The 14519-nt window shown below is 40.9% G+C and carries 7 protein-coding genes, 1 pseudogene and 1 CRISPR repeat array; of the genes and pseudogenes, 7 read left to right on the forward strand and 1 reads right to left on the reverse strand.

The genetic code is table 11. The features are described 5' to 3' along the window. Positions 1-64 precede the first annotated feature (64 nt). Positions 65-247 (reverse strand): annotated as a pseudogene (locus D7D54_RS00670) (transposase); the annotation flags it as partial. A 533-nt stretch (positions 248-780) separates the two neighbouring features. On the opposite strand from D7D54_RS00670, the gene D7D54_RS00680 reads away from it, so the two are divergent. The 7 genes from D7D54_RS00680 (at position 781) to D7D54_RS00710 (ending at position 14519) form a co-directional block, all read left to right on the forward strand. Further along, positions 781-6648, forward strand: coding sequence for a ZmpA/ZmpB/ZmpC family metallo-endopeptidase (locus tag D7D54_RS00680; protein WP_120718587.1), 5868 nt, complete (start codon positions 781-783; stop codon positions 6646-6648). 152 nt (positions 6649-6800) lie between these two features. After that, positions 6801-7493 (forward strand): phosphoglycerate mutase, encoded by a 693-nt coding sequence (locus tag D7D54_RS00685; protein WP_000240129.1) that lies wholly within the window; start codon positions 6801-6803, stop codon positions 7491-7493. A 120-nt stretch (positions 7494-7613) separates the two neighbouring features. Beyond that, on the forward strand, positions 7614-8315 hold the full coding sequence (locus D7D54_RS00690; RefSeq protein WP_020901700.1) for an ABC transporter ATP-binding protein: 702 nt from the start codon (positions 7614-7616) through the stop codon (positions 8313-8315). Position 8316: 1 nt separating this feature from the next. Continuing rightward, positions 8317-11019 (forward strand): FtsX-like permease family protein, encoded by a 2703-nt coding sequence (locus D7D54_RS00695; RefSeq protein ID WP_120718588.1) that lies wholly within the window; start codon positions 8317-8319, stop codon positions 11017-11019. Positions 11020-11163: 144 nt separating this feature from the next. Then, a complete protein-coding gene (rpsO, locus tag D7D54_RS00700; protein WP_001018251.1) occupies positions 11164-11433 on the forward strand; it encodes a 30S ribosomal protein S15 in 270 nt (89 codons plus the stop codon). Between the two features lie 480 nt (positions 11434-11913). After that, positions 11914-12403: direct repeats of the CRISPR family, unit length 35 nt; unit sequence GTTTTATCGGTCACAATTTTGGAGACTACAAAAAC. A 298-nt stretch (positions 12404-12701) separates the two neighbouring features. Beyond that, positions 12702-13313, forward strand: a complete 612-nt coding sequence (locus D7D54_RS00705; RefSeq protein WP_120718589.1) for a CadD family cadmium resistance transporter — start codon at positions 12702-12704, stop codon at positions 13311-13313. Positions 13314-13472: 159 nt separating this feature from the next. Continuing rightward, complete coding sequence (locus D7D54_RS00710) at positions 13473-14519, forward strand: FecCD family ABC transporter permease (protein ID WP_120718590.1); 1047 nt, start codon at positions 13473-13475, stop codon at positions 14517-14519.

The following is a 14519-nucleotide window of genomic DNA, read 5'->3' on the forward strand; positions in this document are numbered from 1 at the left end:
AACTAGAGTAAATGGAGAAACTCTAAAATTGGTTCTTTGTCAGCAGTAGTGGATTAAAGAAAAGCTAAGATAGAGAAAGGACAAAATTCGTCCTTTCTTTTTTTGATGTTCAGAGCGATAAAAATCGTTTTTTGAAGTTTTCAAAGTTTCGAAAACCAAAGGAATTTCGTTTGATAAGTTTGATGAGATTATTGGTCGCTTCTGATTTGGAGTTAGAATAGGGTAATTGAAGGGCGTTGACGATTTTTCAATGTTTTTATGATTGATGAAAGTTACTATTTTAGTTTTAAGAATTGTAGCTATTGTGTATTTCAAGGACGATGAGCGTGTGACTCCTGCACCGTCTGTATTGTTTATCGTAGGTAGTTCTGTTGGATTGATCCCATTCGTGGACTAGATAGGAGAAATTATGACAATTATTGGCAATTCCTATACTTTGAAATTTTGAAAAAATTTGAAATTGAAGAATCATATCTTTCGAATTGAGGTGGGATGAATTGAATCTTTGTTAGAAATACTTATTACAGTATGAAGGCGGTTATCCTTATTTTTTTGTTACCAATTGACGGAAAATTTTACAGGATAAATAAGCTATTTCATTCGTAAAATCTAAAGCATTTATTTGAGACAAGGAACTCTTTTTATAGTATAATGATGGTTGTAGATTAAATATATCAAAATATATATAGAAGTATTTTTGTTTCTTGTAAGTTTATCTGAGTGAGGAAGCAAAATGCTTCTTCTATTTTGAAATGGATAAAATAATAGAGAGGATATAGAATGAAAAAATTTTTTGGAGAGAAGCAGCATCGTTTTTCCTTACGAAAGTTGGCGATTGGTCTTGTGTCTGCTTCAATTTCGAGCTTATTTTTTGTGTCCATTGCTAGCAGTGGGACCGTATTTGCTCAAGAAAATGTATCTGTTCACTACAAATATGTGACGGATACAGAACTGAGTAGTCATGAGAAGGACTTGATTGTAAAGGATTTTCCTAATATTGTTGAAGATAGTGAGAGTACCTATTATCTAGTCTATCGTATGGATGAGAAAGCCCAACTAGGTCAGTTGCCTCATACCGGTGAGCACAGTAATCTGGTTACCGTCCTTTCGGGTGGAACCCTCGCTTCGATTGGACTCCTCATTTTTGCTGTTTCGAGAAAGAAAAGCAATAAGAAAGCATTGTTGAAGGTTGTTTTGATAACAGGCATGGGGAGTGGTTTGGTTTCTTCGGTTCAGGCTATTGAAAATCAACTCTTGCTCCAATATAATCAAGAATATCAATTATCCCAAGGAGCTAGTCTGCCTCTGCCAAGAGTCCTGTCAGGTTATACCTATCTAGGTTATATTAAGCAAGACAAGGAAGCTAGTCTGCAAGAAACTGCTGCTAGAGGTCAGAAACTAGACGACGTGCGTCAACCTCATTTTCAGACCAATGAAGGTGGGCAAAATGTAAGAGATGAGCGGAAAAATCCGTCTCCAACAAGCCCTGCTGACAAGCCAATCCCTTCTAAAGATTCACCCAATCAAAAGCCGTCTGGTATTGCTAGTGTGGATCCTCAGGACGAAGTCTTGGCTGGTCGCGTGAACAAACCAGAGCTCCTATACAAAGATCAAGAGATTGAAACCAAGCTAGACTTTGCTGAAGTGGTTCAAGAGAATCCTGAACTAGCAGAGGGAACTATTCGTATCAAACAAGAAGGTCATGTTGGGAAGAAGGTTGAAGTTGTTCGCATTTTTACTGTTGAAAATCAAGAAATTACTCGTGAAATCCTCTCGACCAAGGTAGAAAAATCCTTGCCACGTATAGTAGAGAAAGGGACTAAAAAGGCAGTGGCTCCGAGTGAAGCACCTCAGTCTGCAAGGAAAGGAGAGCCTGAGACACAGGCTACATTACCATCCTATACAGGTGAGCAATCTGGAGCAATAGTCGAACCAGAAACGGCTGAGAAGCCATCCTATACAGGTACCCAGTCCGGAGCGATTGTTGAACCAGAGCAAGTAGCTCCACAACCAGAGTACAAGGGAACTCAATCCGGTGCCATCGTCGAACCAGAGTCCCATTCTTCCTTACCAGAATATAAAGGTGAGCAATCGGGAGCTGTTGTAGCCCCTGAGACAAATAAAAAACAAGAATATACTGGCACCCAATCTGGAGCAATAGTAGATCCTGAGCAGGTTTCTCCTCTTCCAGAATATACAGGAATTCAATCTGGTGCGATTGTTGAACCTGAAAAGCAGGAACCAGAGGTTGGAGGTGCTCAATCAGGGGCTTTGCTAGAACCAGAAACGGCTGAGAAGCCATCCTATACAGGCACCCAATCCGGAGCGATTGTTGAACCCGAACAAGTAGCTCCACAACCAGAGTACAAGGGAACTCAAGCTGGTACCATCGTCGAACCAGAAACGGCTGAGAAGCCATCCTATACAGGTACCCAGTCCGGAGCGATTGTTGAACCCGAACAAGTAGCTCCACAACCAGAGTACAAGGGAACTCAAGCTGGTACCATCGTCGAACCAGAGATCCATGCTTCCTTACCAGAATATAAAGGTGAGCAATCTGGTGCAATAGTTGCCCCTGAGACGGCCGAAAAACCAGAATATACTGGCATCCAAGCTGGAGCCATCGTCGCACCAGAACAGGTACCATCGAAACCATCTTATACAGGTACCCAATCCGGAGCGATTGTTGAACCCGAACAAATTGCCCCTCTTCCAGAATATACTGGCAATATTGAGCAAGCAAAACCAGAAAATCCGGCTGAAAAACCAAAAGAAAAAGATCCAGAAAAAACACTTGAATTAAGAAATGTTTCTGATCTGGAGTTATATAGTCAGACCAATGGTACTTACAAACAACATGTTTCTTTAGACAGTGTTCCAAGTAATATAGACACTTACTTTGTTAAGGCAAAATCGTCGTCATTCAAAGATGTCTATCTACCTGTCGCTTCAATAACTGCAGAAATAAAAAATGGACAATCCGTTTATAAAATCATAGCCAAAGCTGAGAAACTCCAGCAAGAGCTAGAAAATAAATATGTCGATAATTTCACCTTCTATCTCGCAAAAAAGGCTACAGAAGAAACAACAACCTTCACTTCCTTTAGCAACTTGGTTAAAGCTATCAACAAGAATCTCTCTGGAACCTATCATTTAGCGGCTAGCTTGAATGCCAACGAAGTGGAGTTGGGACCTGATGACAGATCTTACATCAAGGGCACCTTTACTGGTCAGTTGATTGGTGAAAAAGATGGCAAGCATTATGCTATTTACAACTTGAAAAAGCCTCTTTTTGAAAGCTTGAGAGGGGCCATAGTAGAAAAGTTGAGCCTAAAAAATGTCTCTATTTCTGGTAAAGATGATATCGGTTCATTAGCCAATGAAGCTACGGATAACACAAAGATTAAGCAAGTTCATGTCGATGGTGTTCTGGCTGGGGAACGTGGTATCGGTGGTTTGTTGGCTAAGGCAGACCAATCAAGCATCACAGAGAGCAGTTTTAAGGGAAGAATTGTTAATACTTACGAAACGACTGCGGCATACAATATTGGTGGTTTGGTCGGTCATTTGACAGGAGGCAGAGCTTCACTGACTAAGTCAAAATCGACAGTAGCCATTTCCTCCAACACGAATAGTTCAGATCAGACTGTTGGTGGGCTAGCAGGTCTAGTAGACCAAGATGCGCATATACAGGATAGCTATGCTGAAGGTGATATCAACAATGTCAAGCACTTTGGTAGAGTTGCGGGTGTGGCTGGATATTTGTGGGATCGAAAGACGAATGAGGAACAGCATGCAGGAAGATTGACCAATGTACTAAGTGATGTCAATGTAACCAACGGGAATGCTATTACCGGTTACCACTATAATGAAATGAAGGTGGCTAATACATTCAGCAACAAAGCTAATAGAGTCTACAATGTCACCTTGGTCAGGGAAGAAGTCGTCAGCAAGGAATCATTTGTAGAAAGAGGAACAATTTTAGATGCTTCTGAAGTGACTAATAAAAAAGTAGAAATCAATCCTCTCACCCCTCCAACAGTGGAGTCCCTTTCAACAAGTGGTAGTAAAGAAAGTGATTTTTCTAAGGTGAAGCATTATCAAGCTCAGCGCGCCTTGGCTTATAAAAATATTGAAAAATTGCTACCTTTCTACAACAAGGCAACCATCGTCAAATACGGAAACCTGGTCAATGAGAACAGTCTTTTATATCAAAAAGAACTCTTGTCAGCAGTCATGATGAAGGATGACCAAGTCATCACCGATATTGTTTCCAACAAACAGACTGCAAACAAACTCTTGCTCCATTACCAGGATCATTCCTCTGAAACATTCCAGCTCAAGTACCAGAATGATTTTGCTAAGTTGGCAGAATATAGTCTAGGAGATACGGGGCTTCTCTATACGCCAAACCAATTCTTGTATAATCAAGAAACGATTATCCGGCAAGTCTTACCAGAATTGAAGAAGGTAAATTATCATTCAGATGCTATTAGAAACACACTTGGTATTTCACCAAAAGTGAAGCAAACCGAGCTCTATCTAGAAGAGCAGTTTGCTAAAACGAAGGAGCATCTAGAAGACAGTCTGAGAAAACTCTTGTCAGCGGATGCTGGTCTAGTGGAAAACAATCAAGTAATGACAGGTTATATTGTAGATAAAATCAAGCGTAACAAGGAAGCCTTGCTTCTTGGTATGAGCTACTTGGAGCGTTGGTATAACTTTAGCTATGGTCAGGTTAATATTAAAGACTTGGTCTTGTATCACCTTGATTTCTTTGGCAAAGGAAATGCATCTCCGTTAGATACTTTGATTGAGTTAGGGAAATCAGGATTTAATAATCTGCTTGCTAAGAACAACGTTGATACTTATGGTATCAGTCTTGCCAGCCATCATGGAACGACAGATTTGTTTAGCACGCTAGAAAATTACCGAAAAGTCTTTTTACCAAACACTAGCAACAATGACTGGTTTAAAAAACAGACCAAAGCTTTCATTGTTGAAGAAAAATCCACTATTGCAGAGGTCAAAACCAAGCAAGAGCAAGCAGGGACTAAGTATTCTATCGGTGTTTATGACCGAATTACTAGTAGTACTTGGAAATACCGCAATATGGTCTTGCCTCTCCTTACCTTGCCAGAAAGATCTGTATTTGTCATCTCAACCTTGTCTAGCCTAGGATTTGGAGCTTACGATCGCTACCGCAACAGTTACTATAAGGCTGGAGATGAACTCAATAAGTTTGTTGAAGATAATGCGCGTGAAACAGCCAAGCGTCAGCGAGATCACTACGATTATTGGTATCGTATTTTGGATAAACAGTCACGTGAAAAACTCTATCGTACGATCCTGCTTTATGATGCCTATAAGTTTGGTGATGATCATACTGAAGGAAAGGCTTCAACAATCGCAGACTTTGAGAATTCAAATCCTGCAATGCAACATTTCTTTGGACCAGTTGGTAACAAGGTAGTTCATAATCATCACGGTGCATACGCAACAGGAGATGGTGTCTACTATATGTCTTACCGTATGTTGGATAAGGATGGCGCTATAACGTATACACATGAAATGACCCATGATTCCGATCAGGATATCTATCTTGGTGGTTATGGTCGAAGAAGTGGTCTTGGTCCTGAGTTCTTTGCTAAAGGCTTATTACAAGCGCCAGACCATCCAAATGATGCGACCATTACTATTAACTCAATCTTGAAACATTCAAAATCAGATAGCTTAGAAGGATCCCGTCTACAAGTCTTAGATCCGACGGAACGATTTAAAGATGCATCCGATCTCCAGAAATACGCTCATAATATGTTTGACCTCATCTATCTGTTGGAATATCTTGAAGGGCAATCAATCGTTAAGAAACTGAATGTTTCCCAGAAAATGGAAGCTCTCAGAAAAATTGAGAACAAGTATGTGAAAGATCCAGCAGACGGAAATGATGTTTATGCTACTAATGTTGTGAAAGATTTGACTGACGAAGAAGCCCAAAAATTGACTAGCTTTGAGAGTTTGATTGACAATAATATTCTTTCGGCTCGTGAGTATCAGGCTGGCACTTATGAGAGAAATGGCTACTTTACGATTAAACTCTTTGCACCAATCTTTTCAGCATTGAGCAGTGAGAAAGGAACTCCTGGAGATCTTATGGGGCGTAGGATAGCTTATGAACTCTTAGCTGCTAAAGGATTTAAAGATGGTATGGTCCCATATATTTCCAACCAATATGAAGAAATTGCTAAACAAAATGGTCAGACAATCAACCTCTACGGTAAAAAGCAAGGATTAGTGACAGATAAGCTTGTCTTAGAAAAGCTATTTGGTGGTCAGTATTCATCTTGGGCAGGCTTTAAAAAAGCTATGTATCAAGAGCGCGTTGCTCAGTTTGATCATTTGAATAAAATTACTTTTAAAGATCCGACGCAATCATGGATGAGCAATGCCACGAAAACCATTCAAAGAGTAAAAGAATTGCAAGAACTGATGGATCAAGCTGTTCTCAAGGATGCAGAAGGTACGCGTTGGAGTGACTATAACCCAGAAACTGACAGTGCAGTTCATAAACTTAAGAGAGCAGTCTTTAAAGCCTACCTAGACCAAACAAATGATTTTAGAACCTCTATTTTTGCAAATAAAAAGTAATGAATTATAGAAGTTCCTAATCAGGATGAGAGGACTTTACTTCCTGACTGTCAGAACTTGTCGATTTTAACTAGCTTTTTTGTGAAAAATTGTGTAAAATAGAATAGATAAACGAGGGGAAACCTCGGAAAATTTAAAGGAGAATCCATCTAATGGTAAAATTGGTTTTTGCTCGCCACGGTGAGTCTGAATGGAACAAAGCTAACCTTTTCACTGGTTGGGCTGATGTTGATTTGTCTGAAAAAGGTACACAACAAGCGATTGACGCTGGTAAATTGATCAAAGAAGCTGGTATCGAATTTGACCAAGCTTACACTTCAGTATTGAAACGTGCGATCAAAACAACTAACTTGGCTCTTGAAGCTTCTGATCAATTGTGGGTTCCAGTTGAAAAATCATGGCGTTTGAACGAACGTCACTATGGTGGTTTGACTGGTAAAAACAAAGCTGAAGCTGCTGAACAATTTGGTGATGAGCAAGTTCACATCTGGCGTCGTTCATACGATGTATTGCCTCCAAACATGGACCGTGATGATGAGCACTCAGCTCACACTGATCGTCGTTACGCTTCACTTGACGATTCAGTTATTCCAGATGCTGAAAACTTGAAAGTGACTTTGGAACGTGCCCTTCCATTCTGGGAAGATAAAATCGCTCCAGCTCTTAAAGATGGTAAAAACGTATTCGTAGGAGCTCACGGTAACTCAATCCGTGCCCTTGTAAAACACATCAAAGGTTTGTCAGATGACGAGATCATGGACGTGGAAATCCCTAACTTCCCACCATTGGTATTCGAATTCGACGAAAAATTGAACGTAGTTTCTGAATACTACCTTGGAAAATAATTTGTAAAAAGAAAGCCTAGGAATACCTAGGTTTTTCTTTTTATTCTAGTATCCAACTCTTCGAAAAAGCGTTATAATGATAGTAAAGAGTGACTTAATTGTAAGAAAGAGAGAAGGACGATGGCTTATATTGAGATGAAACATTGTTACAAGCGTTATCAGGTTGGGGATACGGAGATTGTGGCTAATCGTGATGTGAATTTTGAAATTGAAAAAGGGGAGCTGGTCATTATTCTTGGCGCTTCAGGTGCTGGAAAATCAACCGTTCTCAATCTCCTAGGAGGTATGGATACCAATGATGAGGGGGAGATTTGGATTGATGGTGCCAATATTGCCAACTATAGTTCGCACCAACGAACAAACTATCGTCGTGAAGATGTAGGCTTTGTTTTTCAATTTTACAATCTGGTCTCCAATCTGACAGCCAAGGAAAATGTGGAATTGGCCTCAGAAATTGTGACAGATGCCTTGGATCCTGAGCAGGTCTTGACAGACGTAGGTCTGGCTCATCGCCTCAATAACTTTCCAGCCCAGCTTTCTGGAGGGGAGCAACAGCGAGTGTCCATTGCACGCGCTGTAGCTAAGAATCCTAAAATTCTCCTTTGTGATGAACCGACAGGTGCCTTGGATTACCAGACAGGGAAGCAAGTCTTGAAGATTCTCCAAGACATGTCTCGTCAAAAGGGAGCGACGGTAATCATCGTGACTCACAATAGCTCGCTAGCTCCTATAGCTGATCGCGTGATTCACATGCGTGATGCCACTGTTATGAGAGTAACAATCAATGAGAATCCACAGGCTATCGATACATTGGAGTATTAGCATGAAAAAAACATACCGAAAAGACATGTTCCAGTCGGTGATTGCTTCTAAGGGACGCTTTGCTTCTATCTTGACCTTGATGATGCTGGGTTCTTTAGCCCTAGTAGGTCTTAAAGTAGCCAGTCCAAACATGGAACGCACGGCAGGGGATTATCTCCGTAAAGCCAATACCCTGGATCTGGCAGTGATAGCTGATTATGGCTTGGACAAAGAAGATCAGGACGAACTAAAGACCCTTCAAGGAGCAAGTGTTGAGTTTGGCTATATGGCAGACCTAACCGTTGAAAATAGTGAAGAAGCGGTTCGACTTTATTCTAAGCCAGAGGGAATTTCAACTTTTCAAGTGACAGAAGGGCGACTTCCAGAGGCTGATGGGGAAATTTCCTTGGCAGATTTCTGGAGAGACCGCTATCAGATTGGGCAGACTATCACCTTTAGCAAGAAAGAAGAAGGGAAGACCGTCATAAAATCCCAATCTTTCATAATTACTGGATTTGTTCAGTCGGGTGAGATACTTTCTCAAGAAGACTTGGGAGGGGCTAGTAGTGGAAATGGAAGCTTGGCTGGCTATGGAGTGATTTTACCCAGTCAGTTTGACTCAGATGTTTATAGCATTGCGCGTGTGCGCTATGATGATTTAAAAAATCTAGATGCTTTTTCATTCGACTATAGAAGCAAACGAGATCGACACCAGGAAGACTTACAAAACTTGCTTGCCGATAATGGTCAAAAACGATTGGCAAGTATCAAAGCAAATGGGCAAAAGAGCTTGGAAGATGGAAAAGAGCAGCTCCAAACAGCAGAAAGCGACCTTCAAAAGAGCAAGAGTCAGTTAGAACAGGCTGAAAGTCGATTGAAAACGCAAGAAGAACAAGTGACCGCTTTGCCTGAGCCTCAAAAGAGTCAAGCCAAGGAGCAATTGACAAAAGCTAAGGAAGAATTGGCTACAGAAAAAGAAAAAATGGCTCAGACAGAGAGTAATCTAGCCAAGGAAAAAGAGAAGCTTGAACAACGCCAGAAAGAGCTTGATGAACTGGCAGAGCCTACTTACCATGTATACAACCGCCAAACCATGCCAGGCGGTCAAGGATACCTCATGTATAGTAATGCTTCAGCAAGTATTCGTTCTGTCGGGAATATCTTTCCCGTGGTGCTTTTTATGGTTGCTGCAATGGTAACCTTTACAACAATGACGCGCTTTGTGGATGAAGAGCGTACCAATGCTGGTATTTTCAAGGCCCTAGGTTACAAGAATCAAGATATTGTTGCCAAGTTTGTCCTCTATGGTTTTCTTGCAGGAACTGTGGGAACTGTTTTAGGAACGCTTCTAGGACATTATCTCCTTGCAGGCGTGATTTCGGATGTTATAACAGCTGGAATGGTCGTTGGGAAAAGTCACGAGTATTTCTACTGGTCTTATAGTCTTATTGCCCTAGCTTTAAGTTGGGTATCCAGCGTTTTGCCGGCTTATCTGGTAGCGCGGAGGGAATTGCACGATGAAGCAGCCCAACTTTTGCTGCCCAAACCTCCCGTTAAAGGATCAAAGATTTTGCTGGAACGCCTGAGCTTTATTTGGAGTCGTCTGAGCTTCACTCATAAGGTTACGGCGCGAAATATTTTCCGATATAAGCAACGGATGTTGATGACCATTTTTGGAGTTGCGGGTTCGGTTGCTCTCCTATTTGCAGGTCTTGGCATTCAGTCTTCTGTGGGAGGAGTTGTCGAGCGTCAATTTGAACAAATCCAGCAATACCAGATGATTGTAGCGGAAAAGAGCAGTGCAACGGAGCAAGAAAAAGCAGAACTAGAAAGTGCCTTGCAAGCTGAGTCTATCCATGCTTACCAAAAAATTTACTCTAAATCCATTGAAAAAGATTTCAAAGGAAAAGCAGGACTTCAGACTATCACCATAATGGTCACAAGCCGAGAAAATTTCAAACCCTTTATCGCATTAGAGGAAAATGGCCAAGAGGTGCAGGTCACAGATGGAGCAGTCGTGAGTCAAAAATTAGCTCAACTAGAAGGTATTACGGTTGGAGACAAGCTGGAGCTTGATGGGAAAGAAATCAAGGTATCGGCTATTTCTGAAAACTATGTTGGACACTTTGTTTATCTCAATCGAACGACATACGAACAAGTCTACGGTACCAGTCCGAAAGACAATACCTACCTAGTAAAATTAAAAGAGCCAACACCATCCAATACGGAGAAAGAAGCTGCGGTATTTATGAAAAAAACTGCTGTTTCTGGGGTGGTCCAAAATGCAACAGCTATCCATCTCTTTGAATCTGTAGCCAATTCTCTCAATAAAACCATGGCAATCCTTGTCCTTGTTTCCGTCTTGCTAGCCATTGTCATTCTTTACAATCTCACCAATATCAATGTGGCAGAACGTATCCGTGAACTTTCGACCATCAAGGTTCTCGGTTTCCATAATAAAGAAGTGACCCTCTATATCTACCGCGAGACCATGGTGCTGTCCTTTGTGGGGATTGTTCTCGGTTTGGTAGCCGGCTACTATTTACATCAATTTTTGATTCAAATGATCTCACCTGCCACCATACTTTTTTATCCACAGGTCAGCTGGGAAGTCTATGCTCTTCCAATCGTCGCAGTGACTGTTATTTTAGCCTTACTGGGTTTCTTTGTCAATCACCACTTGAGAAAGGTGGATATGCTTGAAGCCCTGAAATCAGTAGAGTAGGTCAAGTTTTTAAAAAGTAAATCAGTTGACAAAGTCTCTGCTTCTTGGTAGAATAGGGATTGTCGTAAAGACAAATAACTTCTTCTTGGTTACAGGCATGCCAACCTGTCACTCGGATGAAGCCAAATAAAAAGGAGAAACATCATGGCAATCTCAAAAGAGAAAAAAAATGAAATCATCGCACAATATGCACGTCACGAAGGTGATACAGGTTCAGTAGAGGTTCAAGTTGCTGTCCTTACTTGGGAAATCAACCACCTTAACGAACACATCAAACAACACAAAAAAGACCACGCTACTTACCGTGGATTGATGAAGAAAATCGGTCGCCGTCGTAACTTGCTTGCATACTTGCGTAAAAACGACGTTAACCGTTACCGTGAGTTAATCAACTCTCTAGGACTTCGTCGCTAATCTACTTTATTTTCCACTTACATTGCGTTGTCACCTTACCTCGATATACTCAAGTATTATCTTTGGTTACGGTTCCTAGCACTGTAAGGTAAAATAAACCAGAATGATCTCCCTTCGGGGAGATTTTTTTGTTTCACTGAAAGTTTCGTACATTCTTCTCCTCGTCGCCTAGTCTATAAACGGTTTATCCAGCAAGACTGGAGCTCTCTGATTTTCAGAGGGCTTTTTGTTTTTATCTGCTTGCTTAGGCCGTGTTCAATTAACAAGATACAAAGGCCGTCAAAAGCACAAAGCAAAAATAGGAAAATTGACGAAGAAACTTCAGTTTCTAGGAGATTTTATCTTTTTTGCCAAGTGCTTAGGCCGTGTTCAATTGAGCATGTCTTGATAAAGAAGCTACTCCATTGGGTAGCTTTTTTGTATGGATTTTATCCCGAGCTCAAATCAGCTCTCTGATTTTCAGAGGGCTTTTTTATTGAGGTTTTATCGGTCACAATTTTGGAGACTACAAAAACACAGACTTATGCTGATATCGGCTATGACTTGTTTTATCGGTCACAATTTTGGAGACTACAAAAACTCTAGCTGTGACAACATCTGTTGCATCCCAGTTTTATCGGTCACAATTTTGGAGACTACAAAAACCAATCGAGCGACCTACGAACAGGTCTACGGGTTTTATCGGTCACAATTTTGGAGACTACAAAAACAGGCTGGTAGCTTTTTCTTACGCTCCAGAAGTTTTATCGGTCACAATTTTGGAGACTACAAAAACTTCTTAATCAAACGATATTTGATTGGTGAAGTTTTATCGGTCACAATTTTGGAGACTACAAAAACTCTCAGTAGGTAATAAATCCGACTGGGAAAGTTTTATCGGTCACAATTTTGGAGACTACAAAAACATGGTCACATCAATACGATCACCAAATCCAGTTTTATCGGTCACAATTTTGGAGACTACAAAAACCTCAAATGGTATCAGCTAATTACACCATAAGGGTGCGTAGCTACTCGGCTTGAAAAGCCGAGTAGCTGTCTGCAAGCCCCTTCGGAGAGCCCACACTTTACGAAGTAAAGTATAGTATGTTATACTTTACATGGAAGTAGTCACCGAATTCCAGTTAGAAATTACTTTGTAACTACGTTTTGAGGAGGAGTAAAATGCTTTCCTATGTTCGACATTACCCACTAGCGATAGCTAAATTAATGTGTCTGTGCTCTCCTAAAATCTGCTGATTTATTACTGACTAATACAGGAGGTTTTTATGGGACAGACAATCATATCTGCTATTGGTGTTTATATTTCCACCAGTATCGATTATTTAATTATTTTATTTATTTTATTTGCACAGCTATCACAGAATAAACAAAAATGGCATATTTATGCGGGGCAATATCTAGGCACAGGCTTACTTGTAGGGGCGAGTTTAGTTGCTGCTTATGTCGTTAATTTCGTGCCTGAAGAATGGATGGTTGGATTGCTTGGTTTAATCCCTATCTATTTAGGGATTCGCTTTGCAATTGTTGGAGAAGGTGAGGAAGAAGAGGAAGAAATTATTGAAAGATTAGAACAAAGCAAGGCAAATCAACTGTTTTGGACAGTTACATTGCTGACAATTGCGTCTGGCGGAGATAATTTAGGTATCTATATACCTTATTTTGCTTCGTTAGATTGGTCACAGACCCTCGTGGCGTTGCTTGTGTTTGTAATCGGCATAATTATCTTATGCGAGATTAGTCGGGTGTTATCCTCTATTCCGTTAATATTCGAGACAATTGAAAAATACGAGCGAATCATTGTGCCCTTAGTATTCATTCTACTTGGACTATACATCATGTATGAAAATGGCACGATAGAGACTTTTCTGACCATGTAGATTTTTTGTTTCACTAGGATTTTAGCCCGAGCTCAAATCAGCTCTCTGACTTCAGAGGGCTTTTTCTATATATATTTCCATCCTTGTTCATCTAATAGAAATATGGTATACTTTTCATGAGAATTTTCTAAATTTTTAATTTTGTTTAAGGAGGTTTTCATGCTTTCCAAATTTTCTGGAAGCCGACGGGACCTGCAATTTGTGTTACTTTTAGGTATTTTGCTAACTACTTTAGGGATTTCGCTCTTTCTAGCAGTTTCTATGGGATCCGTTGCGATTGATCTAGGCGATACCTATCGGATTATTTTGAGCAGGTTGGGTTTTCCTCTTGAGATAGGAGAGGTTTCCAAGTCCACTCTTGCCATTGTATGGAACATGAGATTCCCCCGAGTATTGTTAGGTCTGATAGTAGGGGCTGGTCTTTCTATGTGTGGCAGCGTGATGCAGTCTACAGTGAACAATCCCATCGCAGAGCCTTATGTCTTAGGAATTTCTGCGGGTGCAACTCTAGGGGCAACCTTGAGCATTATTCTTGGTTTAAAAGTGGTGATTAGCCTTGGAGCTTTTCTTGGAGCTATTTTGGCAACCATTGCTGTCCTCATCATTGCCTCTATGCAGGGCAGGATGACGACTTCTAGTCTAATCTTATCAGGAACGGTGGTCAATGCTCTCTTTCTGGCTTTTTCCAACTTTATTATCTCTGTTGGCGCTAATGCTGACAGTGTGATGACCATTAAGTTTTGGACTATGGGCTCACTTGCAGGGACTACTTGGTCTGACTTAGTCCTGCCAACTATAGTAGTAGGATCGGCTTTTCTATTTTTCGCTACCCAGTATCGTGTTTTTAATGCGATGATGATGGGAGATGAGGCTGCTTTAACTTTGGGGATTCCCTTACGCTTTTATTGGTATCTTTATGTGACCATGGTGGCTGTTCTGACAGCAGTCTTAGTGGCAACTTGTGGGATTATTGGATTTGTTGGTCTGATTACGCCCCACTTAGCTCGAGGGTTAGTAGGAACGAATTACAGGAGACTTTTTCCCGTTGCGACTTTACTGGGTGCCCTCTTTGTCGTCTGGGCAGATGTACTCTCTCGTGTCATCATTCCCAATGCTGAGCTGCCGATTGGTATTTTCACAGCCTTAGTAGGTGCTCCCTTCTTTATCTACATTGTTGGAGGTAGGCGAAGGGAGGTGAGGACCTGA

Source organism: Streptococcus chosunensis, assembly GCF_003626515.1.
Lineage (GTDB): Bacteria > Bacillota > Bacilli > Lactobacillales > Streptococcaceae > Streptococcus > Streptococcus chosunensis.